The following is a 23,983-nucleotide window of genomic DNA, read 5'->3' as shown; positions in this document are numbered from 1 at the left end:
TCCCGCCATGACTGATGTGCGCAGCAGCACGGTGGACGGGATCCTGCGGCGGAGCGCCCGGCGGGTGCCGCACCGCACCGCGGTCCGGTACGGCGACCGGACCTGGACCTACCGGGAGCTCGACGAGGCCGTGTCGGCCGCGGCCGCGGTGCTCCGCGGGACGGGACTGCGCCCCGGCGACCGGGTCGGGTCCTACGGCCACAACTCCGACGCCTACCTCATCGGCTTCCTCGGCTGCGCCCGCGCCGGACTCGTCCACGTACCCATGAACCACCATCTCACCGGCGACGAACTGCGCTACCTCGTCGAGCAGTCCGGCAGCTCCCTCGTCGTCGCCGATCCGCAGCTCGCCGGGCGGCTGCCGGACTCCGCGCGGGTCCTGCCGCTGCGCGGCACCGACGACGCGCTGCTGGCCCGGCTGCGCACCGCGCCCGCGGACCCGGACCCCGCGGCGCCGGACGCCGGCGGCCTGGTCCAGCTCCTCTACACCTCCGGCACCACCGCACTGCCCAAGGGCGCGATGATGACCCACCGCGCCCTGGTGCACGAGTACGTCAGCGCGATCACCGCCCTGGACCTGAAGGAGAGCGACCGCCCGGTCCACTCCCTGCCGCTCTACCACTCCGCGCAGATGCACGTCTTCCTGCTGCCCTACCTGGCGGTCGGCGCGGAGAACACGATCCTCGACGCGCCCGACCCCGGGCGGATCCTCGACCTGGTCGCGGCGGGCCGGGCGGACAGCCTGTTCGCACCGCCCACGGTGTGGATCGGCCTGTCGCAGCACCCCGGGTTCGCCGACCGTGACCTGAGCGCGCTGCGCAAGGCGTACTACGGCGCCTCGATCATGCCGGTGCCGGTCCTCGAACGGCTCCGCGCCCGGCTGCCCGGGCTGGCCTTCTACAACTGCTTCGGGCAGAGCGAGATCGGCCCGCTGGCCACCGTGCTGGGACCGGACGAGCACGAGGGCCGGATGGACTCCTGCGGGCGTCCGGTGCTGTTCGTCGAGGCGCGGGTGGTCGACGAGTCGGGCCGGGAGGTGCCCGACGGCACTCCCGGCGAGGTCGTCTACCGCTCCCCGCAGCTGTGCACCGGCTACTGGGACAAGCCCGAGGAGACCGCCGAGGCGTTCCGCGACGGCTGGTTCCACTCCGGGGACCTGGCCGTCCGGGACGCGGAGGGCTATTTCACCGTCGTGGACCGGGTCAAGGACGTCATCAACTCCGGTGGCGTGCTGGTCGCCTCGCGCCAGGTGGAGGACGCGCTCTACGCCCACCCCCAGGTGGCCGAGGTCGCGGTCATCGGGCTGCCCGACGAGCGCTGGATCGAGGCGGTGACCGCCGTGGTCGTACGGCGTCCGGACGGAGACGTGGTCGGGGAACAGGAGCTGATCGAGGCGGCCCGGGCCCGGCTCGCGCCGTTCAAGGCCCCCAAACGGGTGGTGTTCGTGGACGCCTTGCCGCGCAACGCCAGCGGCAAGGTCCTCAAGCGGGAGCTCCGGGAACGGTTCGCGGCGTCCTGAGCCGGGCGGGCGGGACGCGCCGGGCGGCGCGCGGCGCGCGCGACGCGTGCGGAGGGCGACTGTCAGTGCCCCCTGCCATCCTGAAATCGTGGCCGGAGAACAGCCGGCCGACGGCCCTGCACGTCCCGTTCCGCACGGCACGTCTCGTTCCGCACGACGGAGGACACCATGCTGACCACCCGTTACGTCCCCGGCACCCCCAACTGGCTCGACCTGGGGACGCCCGATGTCGACGCCGCCGTCGCCTTCTACTCCGCCGTCTTCGGCTGGCGCGTGCAGTCCGCCGGCCCGGAGTCCGGCGGCTACGGCTTCTTCCAGCTCGACGGGAAGACCGTGGGCGCCGTCGGCCCGCTCACCGAGGAGGGCGCGAGCCCGGCCTGGACGGCGTACTTCCACACCAGCGACGCCGACGCCACGACCAAGGCGGTGGAGCAGGCCGGCGGCGCGGTGCGGGTCGCGCCGATGGACGTCTTCACGGCCGGCCGGCTGGCCGCCTACACCGATCCGACCGGCGCCGATTTCGCTGTCTGGCAGCCTGGTGACGTCCCGGGCCTGGAGGTGGTCATGGAGCCCAACGCCCTGTGTTGGACGGAGCTGTACACCACCGACGTGGCCATGGCGAAGGGCTTCTACCGCTCGGTGTTCTCCTGGAGCTTCCAGGACCTGCCGATGGGCGGCGACCGGTTCTACTCGATCGTCTCCTCGCCGGGCGGCGGCGAGGGCGAGGACACCGGCCAGGGCGGCGTGCTGCAGCTGGCGGAGGAGAATCTGGCAGCCGGCTCGACCTCGGAGTGGCACCCGTACTTCGGCGTGACCGACTGCGACGCGACCTTCGCCGCCGCCCTCGACCACGGCGCCACGGTCCTCATCCCGCCGACCAACGCCCCCGGCGTCGGCCGGCTGGCGATGGTGACGGACCCGGCCGGCGCGCCGTTCGCCCTGATCAAGGGGGACCCGGAGATGACCTGAGCGGTCAGGCGGTGTCCCGCGGCCGGGCGTCCACGATCCGCTTGATCTTGCCGACCGAGCGCTCCAGCGTCTCCGGATCGACGATCTCCACGGCGACCGAGACCCCGATCCCCTCCTTGACCCCGCGTGCGATCAGCCCCACGGCCGCCGTGCGCGCCTCGGGGGTGGCACCGGGGCGGGCCTCGGCGCGTACGGTCAGATGGTCCATCCGGCCCTCGCGGGTGAGCCTCAGCTGGAAGTGCGGGGCGACACCGGGCGTGCGCAGCACGATCTCCTCGATCTGCGCCGGGAAGAGATTGACCCCCCGCAGAATGATCATGTCGTCGCAGCGCCCGGTGATCTTCTCCATCCGGCGGAAGGCCGGCCGGGCGGTGCCCGGCAGCAGCCGGGTCAGATCGCGGGTGCGGTAGCGGACGACCGGCATCGCCTCCTTGGTGAGCGAGGTGAAGACCAGCTCGCCGTGCTCACCGTCCGGCAGCACCTCACCGGTGACCGGGTCGACCACCTCCGGATAGAAGTGGTCCTCCCAGATGTGCAGCCCGTCCTTGGTCTCCACGCACTCCTGGGCGACCCCCGGGCCCATCACCTCCGACAGCCCGTAGATGTCCACCGCGTCGATCGCGAACCGCTCCTCGATCTCCCGGCGCATCTGCTCCGTCCAGGGCTCGGCACCGAAGATGCCGACCTTCAGCGAGGTCGACCGCGGATCGATGCCCTGCCGCTCGAACTCGTCCAGCAGGGTGAGCATGTACGACGGCGTGACCATGATGATCTCGGGCCGGAAGTCCTGGATGATCTGCACCTGCCGGCCGGTCATCCCGCCGGACGCCGGGACGACCGTGCAGCCGAGCCGCTCCGCGCCGTAGTGCGCGCCCAGCCCGCCGGTGAACAGCCCGTAGCCGTAGGCGATGTGGATCGTGTGGCCGGGCCGGCCGCCGGCCGCGCGGATCGAGCGGGCGACCACGTCCGCCCAGTGGGCGAGGTCGCGTTCGGTGTAGCCGACCACGGTCGGGCGGCCGGTGGTGCCGCTGGAGGCGTGGAGGCGCCGCACCTCCTCCTTGGGGACCGCGAACATCCCGAAGGGGTACTGCGCGCGCAGATCGTCCTTGACCGTGAACGGGAAGCGGGCCAGGTCACCGAGGGTCCGGCAGTCCTCGGGGCGCACCCCGGCCCGGTCGAACGCCGCGCGGTAGAAGGGCACGTGGTCATAGGCGTGGCGCAACGAGGCGCGCAGCCGGGTCAGCTGGAGGTCCCGCAGGGCGTCCGGCGAGAGCCGTTCCGCCTCGTCGAACGCCGTGCTGTCCGTCGCCCCGCCCGTGGCCGCTTCCGGCATGGAGTGTCACCGCCTCGTCTCCCTACCGATCATTCGGTAGCTGCGTGCTGATCCAAGTAATCAGCGCGCGGCGAACACGTCAAGGGGCGTGGCGCAGCAGGCCCCCGGGTAGCGTCCAGCGCATGAGTGACGTCCGGAAAGTGCAGGTAGGTGACGTTCGGCTGGCATACCGGGTGTGGGGAGAGGAGGACGCGCCCCCGGTCGTGCTGCTGCACTGTCTCGGCGAGGACGGCGAGGACTGGCGCGGCGTGGTCGGCCGGCTCGCCGGCACCCACCGGGTCTTCGCCCTCGACCAGCGCGGCCACGGGAGCAGCGACTGGCCGGGGGAGTACGGCTTCGCCCGCTGGCGGGACGACGTGATCGGCTTCCTCCAGGCGCTCGGGCTGAAGCGGGTGACCCTCATCGGCCACTCGGCCGGCGCCCTGACCGCCCTGCTGGTGGCCGCCGACCGGCCCGAGTTGGTGGACCGGCTGGTCCTGGAGGAGGCCGCCCCGCCGCTCCCCGCCGCCCCACCGCAGGAGGCACCGGAGCAGCCGGCCGGCCCGCAGGCGTTCGACTGGCGCGCCAAGACCGCGGTGGTGGCCGAACGCAACGCCCCCGACCCGCGGTGGTGGGAGTGCCTGCCGCGGATCACCGCCCCCACCCTCGTCATCGCCGGCGGCCCCACCAGCCACATCCCGCAGGAACACCTCGCCGAGATGGCCGACGTGATCCCCGACGCCCGCCTGGTGACCGTCGAGGGCGCCGGCCACCTCGTCCACGAGGAGCGTCCGGGCGAGTTCCTCGCCGCGGTCACCTCGTTCCTGCCGGCCCCGCGGTAGCCGGCCGTCCGGACCCGGGACGGCGGGCGCGCCCGTCCCTTAGGCTCGCGGCCGTACGCCTCCCCGCGTACGGCCCGCCGCGGGAACTCCCGCCGGCCGGCCCGAGGTTCGAGAAAGGCCGACCGTGCAGCTGACCCGCTCGATGAGCCGTGCGCTGATCGCCGGCGCCGCCGCGACCCTGCTGTTCACCGGGGCCGGCGGCGCCGTCGCGGCACCCGCCGCCCCCGCACCCGCGGCCCCGGCCGCCGCCCGGGCGCATTCCCCGTACGACCGGCTCCGCCCGCTCGCCGCGCTGTCCGCGGAGCGGCTGGCCACCGGCGACCTGGTGGCCGCGGCGAAGTGGGGCACCGGCAGCCCGATCGACGATCCGGCCCGCGAGCAGCAGGTGCTGGACGCGGTGGCGGAGCAGGCCCGGCAGCTCGGCGCCGACCCGGCCGCGACGGTGCGGATCTTCCGGGACCAGATCGAGGCCAACAAGATCGTGCAGCGCGGACTGCACCGCCGCTGGGAGGCCGATCCCGCCGAGGCCCCGGCCGAGCGCCCCGACCTCGACGAGGTCCGCAAGGAGATCAACCGCATCAACACGGAACTGGTGCGTGCCATCGCCGCCTCCGCGCCGGCCCGCTCCGCACCGTCCTGCCGCCCGCTGCTGACCGTGGCCGGCGCCCGGGTGCGCCACGCACGCCACCTGGACCCGCTGCACACCGTGGCCCTGGCCCGCTCGCTGGCGTCGGTGTGCGGGGCGGCCGGCTGAACGGCGGCCCACCCGCCGGCGACCGGGGCGGCCCGGGCGGGCGCCCCGCGGCCCTCACCCCGCCCGTTCGCCGGCCGCCACCGCCTTCGCCCAGCGGTAGTCGGCCTTGCCGCTCGGGGAGCGCTGGATGCGGTCGGTGAAGACCACCGCGCGCGGGACCTTGTAGCCGGCCAGCCGGGTCCGGCAGTGGTCCTGGAGAGCGGCCAGGTCCAACGGGCCGCTGCCGTCGCGGAGTTGCACCACCGCCGCGACCCGGTTGCCCCACCGGTCGTCCGGGACGCCCGCCACCAGCGCGTCGTAGACGTCCGGATGGGCCTTCAGGGCCTGCTCGACCTCCTCCGGATAGACCTTCTCGCCCCCGGAGTTGATGCACTGCGAGCCCCGGCCGAGGACGGTGACGATGCCCTCCTCGTCGACGGTGGCCATGTCGCCCAGCAGCACCCACCGGTCGCCCCGCGCCTCGAAGAAGGTCTCGGCGGTCTTCGCCGGGTCGTTGTAGTAGCCCAGCGGTACGTGGCCGCACTGCGCGAGCCGGCCCACCTCGCCGGCCGGCACCGGCTCGTGCGTCGCCGGATCGACCACGGCCGTACGGGAGTTGACCCGCAGCCGGAACCCCTTGGCGGGGCCCGAGTCGTCGGTCGCGGTGCCGTTGAAGCCGGACTCCGAGGAGCCGAAGTTGTTGAGCAGCATCACGTTCGGCACCAGCGCGGTGAACTGGGCGCGTACCGTCTCGGAGAGGATCGCGCCGGAGCTGCTGACGCTGAACAGCGAGGAGCAGTCGGTGCCCTTGAGCGGCCCGGCGAGCGCGTCGACGAGCGGGCGCAGCATCGCGTCGCCCACCAGCGAGACGCTGGTGACCCGCTCCCGTTCGACGGTCCGCAGCACCTCCTCGGGCACGTACTTGCGGTGCAGGACGACCTTCTGGCCGAAGTGGAAGGCGATGAACGCGGTCAGGGTCGAGGTGCCGTGCATCAGCGGGGGAGTGGGGAAGAAGACGATCCCCTCGCCGCCGGCCGCGACCCGTTCGGCCAGCTCCTGCGGCCGGGCGACCGGATCGCCGGTCGGGGCCCCGCCGCCCATGCCGGAGAAGAAGAGGTCCTCGTGCCGCCACATCACGCCCTTGGGCATGCCGGTGGTGCCGCCGGTGTAGATGACGATCTGGTCGTCGGCGGAGCGCGGCCCGAAGCCGCGCGCCGGTGAGCCGGACGCCTCGGCGTCCGCGAGCGCGACCGGCGCGAGGGCCGGTTCGGGGGCGCCTTCCGGCGGGGTGCCGACCCGCACCAGGTGCCGCAGGTGCGGCGCCCGCGGCAGGGCGGCGGCCACCCGCTCGGTGAACTCCGCGTCGAAGACCAGCCCCACCAGGTCCGCGTCCCGGTAGAGGTACACCAACTCCTCTTCGACATAGCGGTAGTTGACGTTCACGGGCACGGCGCGGATCTTCAGGCAGGCGTACACCGCCTGGAGGTAGGGGACGCCGTTGTAGAGGTGCAGCCCGACGTGGTCCCCGGGGCCGATGCCCCGGCCGGCGAGGTGGTGGGCCAGCCGGTTGGCGGCGCGGTCCAGCTCCGCGTAGGTCAGCCGCCGCTCCGCGCCGGTCCCCGGGTGGTCGAGGTACACCAGGGCCTCGCGGTCGGGAACGGTGTCCACGATCGACTCGAAGAGGTCGGCAAGGTTGTACTCCACGTCTCCTCCAGACCGGGCGGCGTCGGCGCAGGGGAGCCCGCGGGTCCGGACCCCGGCGGTCATTAGAGCGCCGCGGGCGGGAGCAGGGAAGGGGCCCGGCGCAAGTAATCTGACTACCTGTCAGAAAAGCCTTGAACTCACCGTGCGGCTACTGCAACCTGTTCTCGTTCCTGCAGACGGGAGACCGCAATGGGTGGGACGGAACACCTCACCGTGCAGCGCGAAGGCGCCACACTGGTGCTCACGCTCAACAGGCCCGACGCCAAGAACGCACTCTCGCTCCCCATGCTCGTCGGCCTGTACGACGGCTGGCTGGCGGCCGACGAGGACGACGCGATCCGCTCGATCGTGCTCACCGGCGCCGGTGGCGCGTTCTGCGCCGGGATGGACCTCAAGGCCCTGGCCGGGAAGGGCATGACGGGCCAGCAGTACCGCGACCGGCTCACCGCCGACCCCGACCTGCACTGGAAGGCGATGCTGCGGCACCACCGCCCGCGCAAGCCGGTGATAGCCGCCGTCGAGGGGGCGTGCGTGGCGGGCGGCACGGAGATCCTCCAGGGCACCGACATCCGGGTCGCCGGGGAGTCCGCCACCTTCGGGCTCTTCGAGGTCAGGCGCGGCCTGTTCCCCATCGGCGGCTCGACGGTCCGCCTGCAGCGCCAGATCCCGCGCACCCACGCCCTGGAGATGCTGCTCACCGGCCGCCCCTACACCGCCCGCGAGGCCGCCGACATCGGCCTGATCGGCCACGTCGTCCCCGACGGCACCGCGCTCGCCGAGGCCCTGGAGATCGCCGAGCGGATCAACGCCTGCGGCCCGCTCGCCGTCGAGGCCGTGAAGGCGTCGGTGTACGAGACCGCGGAGATGACCGAGACCGACGGCCTCGCCGCCGAACTCGCCCGCGGTTGGCCGGTCTTCGACACCGCCGACGCCAAGGAGGGCGCCCGCGCCTTCGCGGAGAAGCGACCGCCCGTGTACAAGCGCGCCTGACCCGAGGAGCCACCGATGCCCGCAGTCCTCAAAGCCCCGCTCGTCGTCGAATTCCCCTTCACCCGCTCCCTCGGCCCCGTCCAGAGCGCCTTCCTCACCGGCCTGCGCGAACGCGTCGTCCTCGGCGTGCGGACCGCCGACGGCCGCACCCTGGTCCCGCCCGTCGAGTACGACCCGGTCACCGCCGAGGAGCTCCGCGACCTCGGCGGCCTTGTCGAAGTGGCCCCCACCGGCACCGTCACCACCTGGGCCTGGAACCCCGAGCCCCGCCGCGGCCAGCCCCTCGGCACCCCGTTCGCCTGGGTCCTGGTCCGCCTCGACGGCGCCGACACCGCCCTGCTGCACGCCCTCGACGCCCCCGGACCCGAGGCGGTGCACACCGGCATGCGGGTCCGCGTCCGCTGGGCCGAGGAACGCACCGGCGCCATCACCGACCTCGCCTGCTTCGAGCCGTACGACGGCGACCCGGCCGCACCCACGGGGCACACCGGGGCGTTCGAGGACCCGGTCACCGGCATCGTCGCCCCCGCCCGCCTCGACTACGTCTACTCGCCCGGCCGCGCCCAGTCCGGCTACATCAACGCCCTCTCCGGGCGGCGGACCGTGGGCGAACGCTGCCCCTCCTGCCGCAAGGTCTACGTCCCGCCCAGGGGCGCCTGCCCCACCTGCGGCGTCGCCACCTCCGAACAGGTCGAGGTGGGCCCGCGCGGCACCGTCACCACCTACTGCATCGTCAACATCAAGGCGAAGAACCTCGACATCGAGGTCCCCTACGTCTACGCCCACATCGCCCTCGACGGCGCCGGCCTCGCGCTGCACGGCCGGATCGGCGGCATCCCCTACGACCAGGTGCGGATGGGCCTGCGCGTCGAGCCGGTGTGGACCGAAGGGGGCCGCTACCCCGACCACTACCGGCCGACCGGCGAACCCGACGCGGAGTACGACACCTACAAGGAGCTGCTGTGACCCGTGAGATCGCGGTCGTCGCCTTCGCCCAGACCGACCACCGGCGCACCAGCGACGAGCTCTCCGAGGTGGAGATGCTCCTCCCGGTGCTGCACGAGGTCCTCGACCGGACCGGCCTGAGGACCAGCGACATCGGCTTCACCTGCTCCGGCTCCTCCGACTACCTCGCCGGTCGCGCCTTCTCCTTCACCATGGCCCTCGACGGGGTGGGCGCCTGGCCGCCGATCTCCGAGTCGCACGTCGAGATGGACGGCGCCTGGGCCCTGTACGAGGCCTGGACGAAGCTGCTGACCGGCGACGCCGACACCGCCCTCGTCTACGCGTACGGCAAGTCCTCACCCGGCTCCGTACGCGACGTCCTGACCCGCCAGCTCGACCCGTACTACGTCGCGCCCCTGTGGCCGGACTCGGTCGCGCTCGCCGCGCTCCAGGCGCAGGCGCTCATCGACGCGGGCGAGACGGACGAGCCCGCGCTCGCGGCCGTCGCCGCCCGCAGCCGCGCGGACGCCGGCGCCAACTCCCGTGCGCAGCTGAGGGGTTCGGTGCCGCACGGCGACTACCTCGTACGTCCCCTGCGCACCGGCGACTGCCCGCCCATCGGCGACGGGGCCGCCGCGGTGATCCTCGCGGCGGGGGAGCGGGCCCGTCAGCTGTGCGAGCGGCCCGCCTGGATCCGCGGCATCGACCACCGCATCGAGGCGCACAGCCTGGGCGTCCGCGACCTGACCGACTCGCCCTCCACCCGCCTGGCCGCCGAGAAGGCCGGCGCCTTCGCGCGCCCCGTGGACTGCGCCGAGTTGCACGCGCCCTTCACCTCGCAGGAGGTCGTGCTGCGCAAGGCCCTGCGGCTCGGTGACGAGGTACGGGTGAACCCGTCCGGTGGCGCCCTCGCCGCCAACCCGATCATGGCCGCGGGGCTGATCCGCCTCGGCGAGGCCGCCGCCGCGATCCACCGCGGTGAGTCGGACCGGGCGCTCGCCCACGCCACCTCCGGCCCCTGTCTGCAACAGAACCTGGTCGCCGTACTCGAAGGGGATCCGCGATGAGCAAGGAACCCGTGGCCGTCGTAGGAGTCGGCCAGACCAAGCACGTGGCGGCGCGGCGGGACGTGTCGATCGCCGGGCTCGTCCGGGAGGCGGCCGGGCGGGCGCTCGACGACGCCGAGCTGACCTGGGCCGACATCGACGCGGTCGTCATCGGCAAGGCGCCCGACTTCTTCGAGGGCGTCATGATGCCCGAGCTCTACCTCGCCGACGCGCTCGGCGCCGTCGGCAAGCCGATGCTGCGGGTGCACACCGCCGGCTCGGTCGGCGGCTCCACCGCGCTGGTCGCCGCCAACCTGGTCGCGGCCCGCGTCCACGGCACCGTGCTGACCCTGGCCTTCGAGAAGCAGTCGGAATCCAACGCGATGTGGGGCCTGTCGCTCCCCGTCCCCTTCCAGCAGCCGCTCCTCGCCGGCGCCGGCGGCTTCTTCGCCCCGCACGTCCGCGCGTACATGCGCCGCACCGGCGCCCCGGACACCGTCGGCTCGCTCGTCGCCTACAAGGACCGCCGCAACGCCCTCAAGAACCCCTACGCCCACCTCCACGAGCACGACATCACCCTGGAGAAGGTCCAGGCCTCGCCCATGCTCTGGGACCCGATCCGCTACTCCGAGACCTGCCCGTCCTCCGACGGCGCCTGCGCGATGATCCTCACCGACCGGACCGGTGCCGCGCGCGCCCCGCACCCGCCGGCCTGGATGCACGGCGGCGCGATGCGCAGCGAGCCCACCCTCTTCGCCGGCAAGGACTTCGTCTCCCCGCAGGCCGGCAAGGACTGCGCCGCCGACGTCTACCACCAGGCCGGCATCACCGACCCGCGCCGGCAGATCGACGCGGTGGAGATGTACGTCCCCTTCAGCTGGTACGAACCCATGTGGCTGGAGAACCTCGGCTTCGCCGACGAGGGCGAGGGCTGGAAGCTCACCGAGTCCGGCGTCACCGAGCTCGACGGTGACCTCCCGGTCAACCCCTCCGGCGGGGTCCTGTCCACCAATCCGATCGGCGCCTCCGGCATGATCCGCTTCGCCGAGGCGGCCCTGCAGGTGCGCGGCCGGGCGGGCGAGCACCAGGTCGACGGCGCCCGCCGGGCCCTCGGGCACGCCTACGGCGGCGGCTCGCAGTTCTTCTCCATGTGGCTGGTCGGCGCCGAACCGCCGGCCACCTGACGGCACCACCGACCCGCCCCGCCACGTCCTCTGTCCGTCCCCGGGCACAGTGGTTAGGCTGACCGCGGACGACCGGACCGGGAGGAGCGGCGACGTGGCCGACAGCATCACCGAGCAGCGGCTCGTGGGCGGGCCCAGGCCCGACCTCGACCTGACCCAGGCCGAGTGGCAGTCCAGCAGCCAGGGCGTGGGCGACGTCCAGATCGCCTTCGTCGAGGGCTACATCGCGATGCGCAACCGCCGCAGCCCGGAGATCCCGGCGCTGATCTTCAGCCCCGCCGAGTGGCGCGCCTTCGTCCTCGACGCCCGCGACGGGGAGTTCGACCTCACCTAACCCCCGGGGCGGGGCGGCCGCCGTCAGGTGAGCACCACGCACCCGTTCGCGCGCAGCGCCCGGACCGGCTCCGCACCGTCGTCCACGGCGTTCCAGCGCAGATCCAGCTTCTCCAGCGACGGGAGCCGGGTGATCCACCGCGGCAGCTCCGCGATCCGGTTGCCGCGCAGATCGACCCGGGCCAGCCGGGGGAGCGCGCGCAGCGCCCCCGGCACACCGGGCAGGGCGTTGTCGCGCAGCTCCAGCACCCGCAGTTCGTGCAGCGCGTCGACGCCCGCCGGCAGCCCGGTGAGCGCATTGCCGCCCAGCCACAGCTCACGCAGCCGCCCGAGCCGCCCCAGCGACGGCGGGAGCTCGGTCAACCCGGCCCTCTGGGCCCGGAGTTCGACCAGTGCGGCCATCCCGCCCAGCGTGTCCGGCAGCCGGCCGAGCGGGTTCTCGCCGACGTTGAGATAGCCCAGCCGGTCCAGCCGGCCGAGGGCGTCCGGCAGGGCGGTGAGGCGGTTGTCGTGCAGATAGAGGTAGCGGGTCAGCCCGGTCAGCCCGCCGATCTCCTCGGGGACCTCGGCCAGCGCGTTGTGGCCGAGGTCGAGGGTGTGCAGCGCCCGCAGCCCGCCCAGCGCGGCCGGAACCGAGGTCAGTGCGTTGTCGGCGAGGATCAGCACCTCCCAGTCGTCCCGCCGCCACACCTCGGGCGGCACCGAACTCAGCCCGGCCTGCCAGAAGTTGAGCGTGCGGGGCGAGGCGAGCATGCGGAGTCCCTTCAGGAGGACGAGAACGAGGGCGAGAACGAGAACACGAGGACGAAGGCGGGGGCGGGTGCGGCGCGTCCCGCACGCCGGCGGGGCGGCGGGGCGTCCCCCCTACGGCCAGTCGAGCAGCTCCGGCAGCGCGGCGGGGCGATCCGACCGGCGGCAGTCCAGCGGCCGGTGCGGGTCGCGCCCGGCCAGCCAGGCCGCCAGGTCGGTGAGGTGGCCGCGGACGGTCACCTCCGGCGCGGCGGCGGCACCGTACTCCCGCCGGAACGCCTCGTCCGTGGCCGCCAGCACCAGGTGCACGTCCTTCGGGGCGCGCGGCGCCAGGTGGCTCAGCAGGTGGTGGCAGAACCCGTGCGACCAGTCCTGCGGGCCGGGGCCGAGCCGCGCGTCCGCCGTGTGGATCTCCAGCTCCCGCCACCAGGCCCACAGCACCGTGCGCAGATCGCCGTCCCGGTAGCGCACCGGGCGCGACCAGTCGGCCGGGCCGACCGCCGCCCAGGCCGACGTGGACTCGTCCAGCGCGGCACCCACCGCGTCCCGGAGCGCCGCGGCGTCCCGCACCGCTCCGGCCTCGATCCCGGCCGCCCGCTCGGGGCGCCCGCCGTCGTACAGCTCGACCAGCTCACCGCGCAGCGCGTACCGGGCCTGCCGGGCGGTGGCCCGGGCGATGCCCTCGATGTGCGCGAGGACATGGGCGCGGGACCAGCCGGGCAGCGCGCTCGGCTCACGCACCGCGGTCTCCGTCAGCCCGGGCAGCAGCGCCCGCAACCGCTCCTGGCCCGCCTCGATCGCCTCCCGGACGGCCTCGGCCGACAGGGTGGGTTCCTTCGTCACTGCCACAGCAGCTCCTTCGTCCAGTGCTCGCCGGTCCGGCGGACAGGCCGACCGGGTGCCCAACACCGGTACTCCGCGCCGCAGTTGACGGACAGCGGGCATCCTTCCCCCCGGGCTTCCCCCTCCGGACCTAATGGTTGTTGGTGACGTTACCATTAGCTTCATGACCGCAACACGGCTCGCACTGGATCTCGCCGTCACCATCCGCCACGACGGCCACGGCGGGGTCACCGACGACCTGGCCGACCCGGACGGACTCACCACCTGGATCGCCGAGCGGGCCGCCCTGCTCGACTGCGCCGCCGACCCCGTCACCGACGACCCGGCACTGCACACCGCCGTACGCGAACTGCGCGCCGCGGTCCGCGCGCTCTTCGCCCGCGCCGTCCGCCCCGGACCACCCAGCTCCGCCGACGCCCACCGGCTCCTCCCCGAGGACACCGCGCTGCACCGGCTCAACACCGCCGCCGCCCTCGTCCCCACCTCCCCGCAGCTCAGCTGGGAGCCCGGCGCCCCGCCCGCACTGCGGCAGCACCCGCACGGCACCCCGCCCGCCGCCGACCGGATCGCGGCCGCACTGGCCCGCGCCGCCCTCACCTTCCTCGCCGGCCCCGACCGCGACCGGCTGCGCGCCTGCCCCGCCCCGCGCTGCGTCCGCTACTTCGTCAAGGACCACGCCCGCCAGGAATGGTGCAGCCCCTCCTGCGGCAACCGCGCCCGGGTCGCCCGCCACCACGAGCGGCACAAGGAAGGACGGCGCGACCCCTCGTAAGGTGGGCGGCATGACCCGTGAACGCGATCTTGTGACCCTGCTGCGCGGGATGCGCCCCGAGCTGAACGAGGGCCGGTACGTCTTCACGACCGTGCGCGGCGCGATCCCCGCCGGACTCGCCCCCGTCGTCACCGTCGCCGAACCCGAGGGACTGACCCTCGTCCTGCGCCAGGAGGAAGCCGACCGCGCCGGCCTGCCGTACGACTACGTCGCCGGCTGGATCACGCTGCGGGTGCACTCCGCACTGGACGCGGTCGGGCTCACCGCCGCCGTCGCCACCGCGCTCGCCGACGCCGGCCTCAGCTGCAACGTCGTCGCCGGCTTCCACCACGATCACCTCTTCGTGCCCCACGAGGCGGCCGACGAGGCACTGCGCCGCCTCGGTGAACTGGCCGGACGGGGCTGACCCCCGCCCGCCCCGCACGCCGCCCGCCCCGGCCGTCCGCGAGCCGCCCACCACCCCGACGTCCGGCGCGGCGGGCCCGGCCGGGCCACGTACGATGGCGGCATGTCCTTCCTCCGCCGCCGCAGCGCAGCCACGCCCGCCGGTCCCGACTTCGACGTTCTCGCCATGGACCCGGGGGACTGGCCGGGCAATCTGGGCGCCGGGCTGCTGCCCGCACCCGACGGGAGCTGCCAGGGCGTCTTCCTCCGCTACGACCTGTTCGGCGGCCGCGGCCCCGCGATGATCATCGGCAACCTCCCGGAGGGCTCCCCGGCCCGCGAGCTGGAGGGCGACCAGGTGCCCTTCGAGGTCGCCCAGCTGCTCGCCGCGCTCGGCAACGACGAACCGGTCACGGTCGTCGAGAGCGAGGACACCCCCGTGATGCACGACGACAACCTGCTGATCGTCAAGCGCATCAAGTGCTCCGAGAGCCGCATCTCCTGCGCCCAGTTCGACCGCAGCGACGGCGTCCTGGTCACCATCGCCAGCTGGGACCGGCCGATCACCGACGACCTCTACGCGCTGCTCAAGCCGCTGCCGGCGGAACTCTTCCAGCAGGGCTGACACCCCGCTCGCGCACGAACGGACCGCGCCCGGCGGACGGAACCCCGTCCGCCGGGCGCGGCGTTCCACCCGGTCACCCGGCTAGGAATGCGACCGCCGCACGTCCACGTCGGCCGCCCGCACATAGCCCACCCGGTGCCCCAGCTGGATCTCGTAGTAGACGTCCTCGCCCCGCACGATCGTGTGCTTCGAGACGTCGAACGTCGGCGCGTAGAAGTACTCGCCGGTCACCCGGCCGCCGACCGCGTACCGCTGCCCCGCCGCGATCGTGTACGGCAGCGGGGAGACCGACTGGTACGGCACCCCCGCCGGATAGGCGGCCTTCTCCGGGTACGCCCGCCCGTACACCGGGATCTCCTCCCGGCCGGACTTCGGCGTGGCGACCAGCCCCTTGGCGTTCACCGCCGTGGGCGCACCGTGCGGATTGCGGAACCACGCGACCTGCCCGAGGTACCAGATCGCGGTCCAGTCACCGTCCCGCCCCGCCAGCGCGAACCGCTGCCCCGTCGTGGCCCGGGCGCCGGTGTCGTTCACCCCGTCCGTCGAGTCGCTGCCGTCCTGGTGCAGTCCGATGTCCTTGACCAGCGGAGCGCTCTTGCTCGGCGCGGTGTGCAGCCGCACCGCCGCGGAACCGTGCGGCGCGCAGGGGTCCCCCGGCTTCTCGCAGCCGGAGTAGCGCGGCCGGTTGCGGTCGTAGTCCGGGAGGATGGTGACCAGCCCGCCGTGCTTGCCCGCCGTGGCATGGAACGGCTTGCCCAGCAGCTCGAAGTAGTGCGCCCAGTCCCAGTACGGCCCGGGGTCGGTGTGCATCCCCGGGATCGTGGCCGTCGTCGTGCCGGGCACGTTGTCGTGGCCCAGGATGTGCTGCCGGTCCAGCGGCACGTCGTACTTGCGGCTCAGATACTTCACCAGCCGGGCCGAGGACCGGTACATCGCCTCCGTGTACCAGGCGTCCGGGGAGGCCAGGAAGCCCTCGTGCTCGACGCCGATGGAGTGCGAGTTCACGTACCAGTTGCCGGCGTGCCAGGCGACGTCCCTGCCCGGTACGTGCTGGGCGATCAGCCCGTCCGAGGAACGCACGGTGTAGTTCCAGGACACGTACGTGGGGTCCTTGATCAGCTTCAGCGTGACGTCCCACGACCCCTCGGTGTCATGGATGACGATGGTGTCGACCTTCTGGTCCCGCGGCCGGTCCGCCTTGTCGTGGTTGCCGTAGTCGTGGTCGCCGAACTCCTCGTACGGCGCCGGCACCGACTCGCAGGCCACGTCCCCCGGGCACTCCAACCCGCGGTCGCCACCGGGCGCGGAGGCCCTGGTGGCAGCGCCGCCGAGACGTTTCTGCTGCCCCGCGTCGGGGACCAGCTCGGGGGCCGCGGACAGCCTGACCCGCTGCCCGGCGTCGGTCGTCCGCGCCTCGCCCCGGCGGATCACCGAGAACACCTCGTCCGCGAAGGCCTTGCCGGCGCGCGCATCGTCCTGACCGCCGTAACGCGCCACCGCCGCGTACCAGCGGGCCGGATCGCCCCCGGCGGACAGCCCGAGCCCGCGCTGCTCCGCGGCGAGCAGCGCCGCCCCGCCCAGCACGTTCGCCGCCGGGTCCGTACGCAACCGCTCGGCCGGCAGCCCGGTCAACCGGGCCGCGGCCGGCAACGTACGCAGCCGCGCCGGGAGTTCGGCGGGCAGCGCGGCCTGCTGCGCCGCGCCCTCCGGGACCCGCTTGCGGGCCCGCGAGGCGTCGCCCCGGGCGTCCTCCTTGCCCTCGCTGAACTCCGGCGCCCGCGCCAGCGCCGTCCGGGCGTCGGTCAGATGCATCGGGCCGTAGCCCCCGGAGACACTCGGCGCGCCGCCGTGGCCGTCCCACCGCGACTCCAGGTACGAGACGCCGAGCAGCACGCTGCGCGGCACGTGGAAGCGGGCCGCGGCCTTGGTGAAGGCCCGCTGCAGGGCGTCCGTCCGGGGCTGCCCGGCGCTCGCGGACGGTGCTCCGGAGAGCGGCAGCAGCAGCACCGCCGCCGCCACCGCGGTGGTGGACCTGCGCAGGGCGGGGCGATGGGTTCTCTTGTCTTCCGGGGCGGATCCTCGCAAAGCAGCCTCCTCGAGCCGGCCCGAGCCGGGCGGTGTGACGGATGGTGCAGTGCACCAACGGCCGTACGGGGTGGACCCGAGAGTAGAGCCCCGCGGGGCCGCAGAGCCATAGCTGGGCCGACGGCCCGTCACATACCGCGTCGGTTCGGGATTTCGCATGTCAGAGCATCTCCAGAGGAGCCTTCCCGGACCGCCGCCCGGCCTGCGGGGCGTCAGTGGAATGGACCAATGACCGCGCGGCGCACATGGGTGAGCGGCGCCTCCCGCAAACCGGGTGCGCCGCTCACAATCCCCCTCGGGGAAGTGCCCGCAGACGAGGCACTCCCCCTGGGCGGTCAGCGGGTGCCGACCGCCGCCCGTACCGCACGACGGGCCATCTGGCAGTCGTCGTGCAGCCGGCGCAGGAGCAGCCGCTGCTCCTCGCCCGCCGAGGGGACGCCGGGTTGTCCCGGACCCGGAGTCACCGCCGGCGTGGGTTCGCGCATGGTCCGCTGGACCGCGGTTTCGTAGCGCCGGATCTCCCGGGTGAGGATCAGCATCAGGTTCACCAGGAAGGAGTCCCGCGAAGCGGGGCCGGCGTTCTGGGCGAGCTGGCTGATCTGACGGCGCGCCACCGGGGCGTCGCCGAGCACCGACCACAGGGTCGCCAGGTCGTAGCCCGGGAGGTACCAGCCGGCGCTGTCCCAGTCCAGCAGCGCCGGGCCGGCCGGCGACAGCAGGACGTTGTTCAGCAGCGCGTCGCCGTGGTTGAACTGGCCCTGGACGTGCGACAGACCGTGCATCAGCTTCTGCAGGTCACCCAGGTCGCGGTCGGTGAGCAGCCCCAGGTCGTGGTAGCGGCCGATCCGGCCGGCGTAGTCCAGCGGGGCGTCGAACAGCCCGGCCGGCGGACGCCAGCGGTTGATCTGGCAGACCGCGCCGATCGCGGCGCGGATGTCGGCCCGGGGCGGCGCCTCGGCGGGGTGGCGCGTCATGGCCGCGACCCGGCCGGGCATCCGCTCGATGATCAGCGTGCAGTTGTCGGGATCCGCCGCCACCAGCCGCGGCACCCGTACCGGCGGGCGATGCCGGACGAATGCGCGGTATGCGCTTATTTCCTGCCGGAACCTTTCCGCCCACGCGGGGGACTGGTCCAGTAAACACTTGGCCACCGCGGTCATCCGGCCGGTCGTGCCGACGAGGAGGACGGATTTGCCGCTCCGACGCAGCACCTGCACCGGGTTGAACTCCGGACAGATGCGGTGCACCGAGGCGACCGCGGCGCGCAGCTGTGCGCCCTGGGGCCCGGACAAGTCGAGTCTCCCGCTGAGCGGTTGGGTGCCCGTCCCCTGTGCCCGCCGGGTCCGGCCGCCGGACACACCGGGGACCGCCCCCGCGGAAGGAGCGGGGGCGAGATACGGCCCGCTCCCCGTCGGGTGCGGGCGGTGCGGCCGGGCGGGGGCGGTCACGGCGGACGATGCTGCATACATGGGTGAGACAGATCCCTTCGTGCGCCGACGAGTTGCGTGCGCTCCCCGGCCCGGTGGAGGGAACCCGTGAACGGGCCCCGTGCAGGAGGCCGATCCAGGGTCCCTGTGAAGGGCGCGCACCCTGGGGAATGCGGTCCCGCCACCGGGCCGGGGGCGGCATGTCTACAGAACACTCGGCTGCGGGTGGCAGACCATCTGGCGTGCCCTGGCGAACCCTGGCGAATGGTCGCAGCGCACGTCACCGGCCGTTACTGTCAACTCAGTCGAGGAACCTGGGGGCTTGACGTGGACAGGCAGCCGAACACCCGTCTCGCGGACCTTTTCGGCCTGGCCGGCTGGTCCAAGGGAGAGCTGGCGAGGCTCGTCAACCGGCAGGCGGCGGCCATGGGCCATCCGCAGCTGGCGACCGACACCTCGCGAGTGCGGCGCTGGATCGACATGGGGGAGACCCCCCGGGATCCCGTGCCCAAGGTCCTGGCTTCGCTGTTCACCGAGCGCCTCGGCCGTGTCGTAACCATCGAGGACCTCGGGTTCGCCAGAACCGGTCGCTCGGGGAAGCGGCAGGCCATGGACGGTCTGCCGTGGGCTCCCGAACGGACTGCTGCGGTCCTCACGGAATTCACGGGAATGGACCTCATGCTCAACCGACGCGGCTTGGTGGGTGCGGGCGCGGCGCTCGCCGCGGGCTCCGCACTCACCGGCGCCATGCACGACTGGCTGCACACCGATCCGGCCCCCACCGGCGCCTCCCGCCACGACGACCCGTTCGCTTCCGACTCCTTCGACGACTTCGACCAGATCGGCCTCGACCGCTATGAGGCGGCCCCTGTGGGGTCGCAGGAAATCGACGCGCTGGAGCGCTCGGTGGAGGTCTTCCGCGCCTGGGACGCGGCCCGCGGCGGCGGCCTGCAGCGCAAGGCGGTGGTGGGCCAGCTCAACGAGGTGGGCGGCATGCTCGCCTACCGCCACCCCGACCACCTCCAGCGCCGGTTGTGGGGCGTGGCCGCCAACCTCGCCGTGCTGGCCGGCTGGATGTCGCACGACGTCGGCCTGGAGCCCACCGCCCAGAAGTACTTCATCATCGCCGCCCATGCGGCCCGCGAGGGCGGCGACCGCCCGCGCGCCGGTGAGGCCCTCTCCCGCGCCGCCCGTCAGATGGTCCACCTGGGCCGCCCGGACGACGCGCTGGACCTGATGAAACTCGCCAAGTCCGGTTCCGGCGAGGAGACCCTGCCCCGCACCCGCGCCATGCTGCACACCATCGAGGCCTGGGCGCAGGCGTCCAAGGGCCAGGGCCAGGCGATGCGCCGCACCCTGGGCGAGGCCGAGGAGCTGTTCGTCTCGGACAAGGGCGATGTCCCGCCCCCGTGCTGGATGCAGATGTTCGACGAGGCGGACCTGCACGGCATGCAGGCCCTGGCGTTCCGCACCCTCGCCGATCACGACCCCGCGGCCGCCAAGATCGCCCAGCACCACGCCAAGCAGGCCCTGGCGCTCCGGGAGGGCGGCCGCCAGCGGTCGCAGATCTTCGACTACATCTCCATGGCCTCGGCCTGCTTCATCGGCGACGATCCCGAACAGGCCGACCGTTACGCCAGGTTGGCCCTGGTGTCCATCGGTGAGAACTCCTCCCACCGCACCTGGGACCGGCTCCGCGAAATGTTCCGGCTCACGGGCCAGTACGCGAACTACGCCAAGATCCAGGACCTGCGCGAGGAGATCCAGCATGTCCTGCCCAAGCCCAGGCCCAAGTCCAAGGAATCACGGCTGGGCCCGGGCATCGGCACGGGCCTGGGGCCGAACCTCTCGGTCTGACGTCCCCCGACCGCCGCTGACCCCGCTCCGTCGACCCAGGGCCCCTTGCGGGTCGGGTCCGACGGCCCCCTGGCCCATGCGTCCGACGACCTCATGCCTCATGGGTCCGTCCACCGACGGCTTCCCGCCTCATGCGTGCGGGGCGGCCGGCTCACCTGACGCCGGTCCGCCCTCGGCTACCGCGGTGTGTGTCAGTCGCCGACCCTGGCGATCAGCACACACGCGTCGTCCTCGCGCTCGGCGCTGCCGAACTCCTCGACGACGATGCGGACGCTGTCCTGCGCACTGCGGGCCGCCGCGAACCGCGGTGCCAGTGCCAGGAGCCGCTCGGCACTCTCCAGTCCCGCGCCGGTGCCGTACGCCCGGCAGGGCGCCAGCCCGTCGGTGTGCAGCACGAGCAGGTCACCGGGCTCCAGTTGCTCGGTGCGCTGGGTGTACGTCGCCCCCGACGTCGCCCCCAGCAGAACGCCCTCGGGCGGGTCCAGCGCGCGCCCCGTGCCGCCGCGGAAGAGCAGCGGTGCGGGGTGCCCGGCCTGGGCCCACTCCAGCGTCCGGGTCGCCGGATCGAACGTGCCGCACATCGCACTGCCGAGCGCCGGCTGGGCGGCGGTGTCCAGCAGTTGGTTGAGCAGCCCCATCAACTGCTCCGGCCGGTGGCCGGCGACCGCCATACCGCGCAGCGCGCCGAGCACCATCGCCATCCCCGACGTGGCCGCGACGCCGTGCCCGGTGAGGTCGCCGACGCTCAACAGCGTCCGGCCGTCCGGGAGTTGCATCGCGTCGTACCAGTCCCCGCCGATCAGCGTGTGGGTGCCGGACGGCAGATAACGCCCCGCGAGGTCGAGGGTGACCCGGCCGTCCCGCGGGAACCGCAGGGAGCCCCGCCACGGCGGCAGTACGGCCTCCTGCAGCTCGACCGCGAGCCGGTGCTCGGTCTGCGCGATCTGCCGCTCGCGGTGCAGCGATTCACGGGTCTCGCGCACCGCCTGCTGGTTGCGGCGCAGCTCGCTGACGTCCCGCAGCACGGCCCACATGCAGGCCGTACTGCCGTCGGTGTCCAGCACCGGCTCGCCCACCATGTGCACCGTGCGCAGGCTCGCGTCCGGGCGCACGATGCGGAACTCGCCGTCGATCGGCCGGCCGTCCACCAGGCAGTCGGTGACCATCGTGGCCAGCCCCTCCTGGTCCTCGGCGTGCACCAGGGACGGCAGTTCGTCGAGGGTCAGCGGGCCCTCGGCGGGGGACCGGCCGAAGATCGCGAACAGCTCGTCGGACCAGCTGGCCTCGTCCGTGAGCAGATTCCACTCGGCGCTGCCCACCCGGCGCAGCAGCGCACCGCGCGCAGGGGGCCCGGACTCGGCCGGTACCTCCGGTACCTCGGCCGCCAACTCCGGGGCGTCGTCACTCTCGGTAGGCAGGCCCTCTCTCAGCTGGTCGAGATGGCCCCCGAGATCGTCGAGGTGGTGCACGGCGAGATCGCACAGCGCCCGCTGCCAGCGCAGCTGCGGGTCGGGGGTGAGGCCGGTGTCCACCGTGGACTCCCGGCGCACCGCGTCGAGGCCGCCGCGCAGGCGGCGCGCCTGCGTGATCAGGGCCTCGACCGTGTCGCGCTCGGAGGGCCGGTCGGCTGGGTGGTCCGCGAAGAGGGGGGACGGCATGACGTACTCCGTGATCAGGCGGCGCCGGGCTGAAGGGCCGGTAACGACTGTTGCACAGGCGGCGACCGTGCGTAAGGGATTTGGCACTACCCGATACGGTGGTGCAGCTGACATATGCCTCCGGCCTCCCTTGGCAAGCCGGGGGAATCGGCGGAATCACAGGTTCCAGGCTAGGCTTCGGCCGCCGTACTGCAGGCGTTGCTGCCGATCCATGGTGGGAACGAGGCATACGGCCCGTGGTCACCGGCAAGAATGCCGGTCAGCGGAAATCCCGTTGCCAGCCCGTCCCCCGCACCGGATGCTGACCTCATGTTCGATCCAGACATAGCGCCCAGTGGCACCCTGCTCGGCCTCCTGCAGCGAGGCCGCGGCGACGGGACCCTGCACGCCCTCGCGGCGCCGCGGGCCGAGGCGCTCGCCGCGCTCAACGACAGCGTGCTGCGCGACCCTCGGCGCGACTGGCAGGTGGAGAACCGCTCGCTGTACTACGCGCGCCTCTACATGCAGCTCGACGGCGGGCTCGAGGAGATCGAACGCCACCTCTTCCACCCCGACGACCGCACCGACACCGGCGAGGAGCGCACCGGCCTGGCCCTCGCGGTCCTCGGCCACCTCGCCGCGTACGGCAGGGACGCCGCGCGGCTGCTGCTGCGCAGCTACGCCGCGGTCGGCAGCAACTGGCGCTGGGCGCTGGACGAGCTCGCGCTGCGTGACGACGACGCCGGGCTGATGTCGCTCGCCCCCGCCGTCCTCGCCCGCTTCCCGGAGACCGAGCAGGGCCGGGCCGACCTGGCCACCGCGGTCCGGGACGCCTTCGAGCCCCGGCCCTGGCGGCTGTGGGCCGAGGACCCCGGGTACGGCCCGCGGCTGGCCGCCGCCGGCGAACAGGGCTCCTTCGACCGCTGGCAGCGTCAGCTGCGGCCGCGCGGACCGCGCCCCGGCTGGAGCGTCACGGAAGTCCTCCGGTGGGCCGAGCAGGGCTTGGAGCTGGAGTCCGAGGAGCACCGTTCCCTCGCCGCCGCCCGCTGCCTGGCCGCCGTCGTCGGCCCGGACGACCGCCCCGAGCTGCTCCGGGCGGCGCGCAGCGGCCCGGACGCGGCGCGCGCCGCGGTGCTGCACCACCTCGCCGAGCGCGGCGACCCGGACGTCCTCGACCTGATCGAGACCGCGGTCACCTGCCCGTTCTCCTCCGAGCCGCTGGTCTCCGCCGGACTCGCCGCCTTCGCGCGCATGCGGAGCGTGGCCGCCGTCGAGCGGGCCCGCGGCTGGGCGCCGCGTACCGACCGGCTGGGCGCTTCGGCCGCCGCCGTGCTCGCCCGCCGCGGTACGCAGCGCGACGCCGAACTGGTGCTGGCCGCGCTGCGCCGGACCGTCCGCGAGGAGGGCCCGGACGCCGCCGGCCTGTGGGAGCTGGTCGACGGCACCGGCCGCCTCGGCGTCGCCTGCGCCGCGCCCGTACTGCGGCACATCTACCGCGAGACGTCCTCCTCCCACCTGCGCGGCCGGGCCGCCGCCGCGCTCGCCGTCACCGACCCCGGCTTCGCGGCCGGTTTCGCCGTCGAGTGCCTCTGGGACTGCGAGGAGACCACCCGCGAACTGGCCGCCCGGCATGCCGCCACCGGCGACGACCGGGTCGTCGAACAACTCCGCCGACTCGCCGCCGACCCCGCCGAGGAGGCCGAGGTCCAGACGGCCGTCCGCAGCAGATTCGGCCCCGATGCGTCTGCGGTTTGACGCCCACGTACCCGTCTGTCCCGCCGCGGGTCGTCTCGCCGTTGCGCTTTGCGGCGCCCCGTACGTACCTGTCTGCGGCGTCGCGGGGCGTCTCGCCGTTGCGCGCTTTGCGGCGCCCCGCACGTAACCGTCTGTCCCGCCGCGGGGCTTGTTCGCCGTTGCGCCTGGCGGCGGGCGTTTGTGTGTCGGGTGCGGTGCCGGCCCTCCAGACTTCGTCCTCCGGTCCAGCCCCTCCCGTGAGTGGGAGGTAAGAGGCCGGTGGGGGCGTGCG

General features: G+C 73.6%; 21 protein-coding genes. 14 read left to right on the top strand and 7 right to left on the bottom strand.

Annotated elements, in window-relative coordinates; genetic code table 11:
* The first annotated feature begins 7 nt into the window (after window positions 1-7).
* Together V2J85_RS10265 and V2J85_RS10260 are read left to right on the top strand one after the other, a co-directional pair.
* Entirely contained in the window at window positions 8-1,519 is a 1,512-nt protein-coding gene (locus tag V2J85_RS10265; protein ID WP_330821438.1) for an acyl-CoA synthetase, read from the top strand.
* 168 nt (window positions 1,520-1,687) lie between these two features.
* Window positions 1,688-2,488: a VOC family protein gene (locus V2J85_RS10260; protein ID WP_261952790.1), complete on the top strand. Its 801-nt coding sequence runs from the start codon at window positions 1,688-1,690 to the stop codon at window positions 2,486-2,488.
* Window positions 2,489-2,492: 4 nt separating this feature from the next.
* On the opposite strand, the gene paaK is transcribed toward V2J85_RS10260, so the two are convergent.
* Entirely contained in the window at window positions 2,493-3,821 is a 1,329-nt protein-coding gene (paaK, locus tag V2J85_RS10255; protein ID WP_330821437.1) for a phenylacetate--CoA ligase PaaK, read from the bottom strand.
* A 122-nt stretch (window positions 3,822-3,943) separates the two neighbouring features.
* Between paaK and V2J85_RS10250 the strand changes: the two genes are divergently transcribed.
* Both V2J85_RS10250 and V2J85_RS10245 read left to right on the top strand, forming a co-directional pair.
* A complete protein-coding gene (locus V2J85_RS10250; protein WP_330821436.1) occupies window positions 3,944-4,642 on the top strand; it encodes an alpha/beta fold hydrolase in 699 nt (232 codons plus the stop codon).
* Window positions 4,643-4,766: 124 nt separating this feature from the next.
* Window positions 4,767-5,396: a chorismate mutase gene (locus V2J85_RS10245; RefSeq protein WP_261952793.1), complete on the top strand. Its 630-nt coding sequence runs from the start codon at window positions 4,767-4,769 to the stop codon at window positions 5,394-5,396.
* A gap of 54 nt (window positions 5,397-5,450) precedes the next feature.
* Here the strand turns inward: V2J85_RS10245 and V2J85_RS10240 are convergent, their stop codons facing one another.
* Window positions 5,451-7,079 carry an acyl-CoA synthetase gene (locus tag V2J85_RS10240; protein WP_330821435.1) on the bottom strand — a complete coding sequence of 543 codons (1,629 nt, stop codon included), beginning with the start codon at window positions 7,077-7,079 and terminating at the stop codon, window positions 5,451-5,453.
* Window positions 7,080-7,268: 189 nt separating this feature from the next.
* Here V2J85_RS10240 and V2J85_RS10235 point away from each other — a divergent pair, with 189 nt between their 5' ends.
* The 5 genes from V2J85_RS10235 (at window position 7,269) to V2J85_RS10215 (ending at window position 11,578) form a co-directional block, all read left to right on the top strand.
* Window positions 7,269-8,069, top strand: a complete 801-nt coding sequence (locus V2J85_RS10235) for a crotonase/enoyl-CoA hydratase family protein (RefSeq protein ID WP_261952795.1) — start codon at window positions 7,269-7,271, stop codon at window positions 8,067-8,069.
* Window positions 8,070-8,084: 15 nt separating this feature from the next.
* On the top strand, window positions 8,085-9,035 hold the full coding sequence (locus V2J85_RS10230) for a Zn-ribbon domain-containing OB-fold protein (RefSeq protein WP_330821434.1): 951 nt from the start codon (window positions 8,085-8,087) through the stop codon (window positions 9,033-9,035).
* Window positions 9,032-10,081: a thiolase domain-containing protein gene (locus tag V2J85_RS10225; RefSeq protein WP_261952797.1), complete on the top strand. Its 1,050-nt coding sequence runs from the start codon at window positions 9,032-9,034 to the stop codon at window positions 10,079-10,081. Before V2J85_RS10230 ends, V2J85_RS10225 begins: the two co-directional genes overlap by 4 nt.
* Window positions 10,078-11,244 (top strand): thiolase domain-containing protein, encoded by a 1,167-nt coding sequence (locus tag V2J85_RS10220; protein ID WP_261952798.1) that lies wholly within the window; start codon window positions 10,078-10,080, stop codon window positions 11,242-11,244. Before V2J85_RS10225 ends, V2J85_RS10220 begins: the two co-directional genes overlap by 4 nt.
* A 94-nt stretch (window positions 11,245-11,338) precedes the next feature.
* The gene (locus V2J85_RS10215; protein ID WP_261952799.1) at window positions 11,339-11,578 is read left to right on the top strand and encodes a DUF397 domain-containing protein; all 240 of its coding nucleotides are present in this window, start codon (window positions 11,339-11,341) and stop codon (window positions 11,576-11,578) included.
* 23 nt (window positions 11,579-11,601) lie between these two features.
* Here V2J85_RS10215 and V2J85_RS10210 read toward each other — a convergent pair whose 3' ends face one another.
* Together V2J85_RS10210 and V2J85_RS10205 are read right to left on the bottom strand one after the other, a co-directional pair.
* Window positions 11,602-12,330, bottom strand: coding sequence for a leucine-rich repeat domain-containing protein (locus tag V2J85_RS10210; protein WP_330821433.1), 729 nt, complete (start codon window positions 12,328-12,330; stop codon window positions 11,602-11,604).
* A 111-nt stretch (window positions 12,331-12,441) separates the two neighbouring features.
* A complete protein-coding gene (locus V2J85_RS10205) occupies window positions 12,442-13,176 on the bottom strand; it encodes a maleylpyruvate isomerase family mycothiol-dependent enzyme (protein ID WP_330821432.1) in 735 nt (244 codons plus the stop codon).
* Between the two features lie 157 nt (window positions 13,177-13,333).
* On the opposite strand from V2J85_RS10205, the gene V2J85_RS10200 reads away from it, so the two are divergent.
* The 3 genes from V2J85_RS10200 to V2J85_RS10190 all read left to right on the top strand — a co-directional run bounded on the left by V2J85_RS10200 (window position 13,334) and on the right by V2J85_RS10190 (window position 14,951).
* Window positions 13,334-13,942: a CGNR zinc finger domain-containing protein gene (locus tag V2J85_RS10200; protein ID WP_261952802.1), complete on the top strand. Its 609-nt coding sequence runs from the start codon at window positions 13,334-13,336 to the stop codon at window positions 13,940-13,942.
* A 10-nt stretch (window positions 13,943-13,952) separates the two neighbouring features.
* On the top strand, window positions 13,953-14,348 hold the full coding sequence (locus tag V2J85_RS10195; protein ID WP_261952803.1) for an ACT domain-containing protein: 396 nt from the start codon (window positions 13,953-13,955) through the stop codon (window positions 14,346-14,348).
* 102 nt (window positions 14,349-14,450) lie between these two features.
* Window positions 14,451-14,951: a hypothetical protein gene (locus V2J85_RS10190; protein WP_261952804.1), complete on the top strand. Its 501-nt coding sequence runs from the start codon at window positions 14,451-14,453 to the stop codon at window positions 14,949-14,951.
* Between the two features lie 81 nt (window positions 14,952-15,032).
* Here V2J85_RS10190 and V2J85_RS10185 read toward each other — a convergent pair whose 3' ends face one another.
* Window positions 15,033-17,036, bottom strand: coding sequence for an N-acetylmuramoyl-L-alanine amidase (locus V2J85_RS10185; protein ID WP_330821431.1), 2,004 nt, complete (start codon window positions 17,034-17,036; stop codon window positions 15,033-15,035).
* Window positions 17,037-17,371: 335 nt separating this feature from the next.
* On the bottom strand, window positions 17,372-18,505 hold the full coding sequence (locus tag V2J85_RS10180; RefSeq protein ID WP_261952806.1) for an aminoglycoside phosphotransferase family protein: 1,134 nt from the start codon (window positions 18,503-18,505) through the stop codon (window positions 17,372-17,374).
* A 285-nt stretch (window positions 18,506-18,790) separates the two neighbouring features.
* On the opposite strand from V2J85_RS10180, the gene V2J85_RS10175 reads away from it, so the two are divergent.
* The gene (locus V2J85_RS10175; RefSeq protein WP_261952807.1) at window positions 18,791-20,320 is read left to right on the top strand and encodes a DNA-binding protein NsdB; all 1,530 of its coding nucleotides are present in this window, start codon (window positions 18,791-18,793) and stop codon (window positions 20,318-20,320) included.
* Between the two features lie 191 nt (window positions 20,321-20,511).
* Here V2J85_RS10175 and V2J85_RS10170 read toward each other — a convergent pair whose 3' ends face one another.
* Window positions 20,512-21,978, bottom strand: a complete 1,467-nt coding sequence (locus V2J85_RS10170) for a PP2C family protein-serine/threonine phosphatase (RefSeq protein WP_330821430.1) — start codon at window positions 21,976-21,978, stop codon at window positions 20,512-20,514.
* 309 nt (window positions 21,979-22,287) lie between these two features.
* Between V2J85_RS10170 and V2J85_RS10165 the strand changes: the two genes are divergently transcribed.
* Entirely contained in the window at window positions 22,288-23,712 is a 1,425-nt protein-coding gene (locus V2J85_RS10165; protein ID WP_330821429.1) for a HEAT repeat domain-containing protein, read from the top strand.
* The last annotated feature ends 271 nt before the right edge of the window (window positions 23,713-23,983 follow it).

It is taken from the genome of Streptomyces bugieae (genome assembly GCF_036352915.1).
GTDB classification, from domain to species: domain Bacteria; phylum Actinomycetota; class Actinomycetes; order Streptomycetales; family Streptomycetaceae; genus Streptomyces; species Streptomyces endophytica.
This window is presented reverse-complemented; position numbering and strand designations above follow the sequence as displayed.

Excerpts from the sequence above, each read along its gene's own strand:
- V2J85_RS10265 (WP_330821438.1), top strand. The coding sequence starts at position 8 with ATGACTGATGTGCGCAGCAGCACGGTGGACGGGATCCTGCGGCGGAGC.
- V2J85_RS10260 (WP_261952790.1), top strand. The coding sequence starts at position 1,688 with ATGCTGACCACCCGTTACGTCCCCGGCACCCCCAACTGGCTCGACCTG.
- paaK (WP_330821437.1), bottom strand. The coding sequence starts at position 3,821 with ATGCCGGAAGCGGCCACGGGCGGGGCGACGGACAGCACGGCGTTCGAC.
- V2J85_RS10250 (WP_330821436.1), top strand. The coding sequence starts at position 3,944 with ATGAGTGACGTCCGGAAAGTGCAGGTAGGTGACGTTCGGCTGGCATAC.
- V2J85_RS10235 (WP_261952795.1), top strand. The coding sequence starts at position 7,269 with ATGGGTGGGACGGAACACCTCACCGTGCAGCGCGAAGGCGCCACACTG.
- V2J85_RS10230 (WP_330821434.1), top strand. The coding sequence starts at position 8,085 with ATGCCCGCAGTCCTCAAAGCCCCGCTCGTCGTCGAATTCCCCTTCACC.
- V2J85_RS10220 (WP_261952798.1), top strand. The coding sequence starts at position 10,078 with ATGAGCAAGGAACCCGTGGCCGTCGTAGGAGTCGGCCAGACCAAGCAC.
- V2J85_RS10210 (WP_330821433.1), bottom strand. The coding sequence starts at position 12,330 with ATGCTCGCCTCGCCCCGCACGCTCAACTTCTGGCAGGCCGGGCTGAGT.
- V2J85_RS10200 (WP_261952802.1), top strand. The coding sequence starts at position 13,334 with ATGACCGCAACACGGCTCGCACTGGATCTCGCCGTCACCATCCGCCAC.
- V2J85_RS10195 (WP_261952803.1), top strand. The coding sequence starts at position 13,953 with ATGACCCGTGAACGCGATCTTGTGACCCTGCTGCGCGGGATGCGCCCC.
- V2J85_RS10190 (WP_261952804.1), top strand. The coding sequence starts at position 14,451 with ATGTCCTTCCTCCGCCGCCGCAGCGCAGCCACGCCCGCCGGTCCCGAC.
- V2J85_RS10180 (WP_261952806.1), bottom strand. The coding sequence starts at position 18,505 with ATGTATGCAGCATCGTCCGCCGTGACCGCCCCCGCCCGGCCGCACCGC.
- V2J85_RS10170 (WP_330821430.1), bottom strand. The coding sequence starts at position 21,978 with ATGCCGTCCCCCCTCTTCGCGGACCACCCAGCCGACCGGCCCTCCGAG.
- V2J85_RS10165 (WP_330821429.1), top strand. The coding sequence starts at position 22,288 with ATGTTCGATCCAGACATAGCGCCCAGTGGCACCCTGCTCGGCCTCCTG.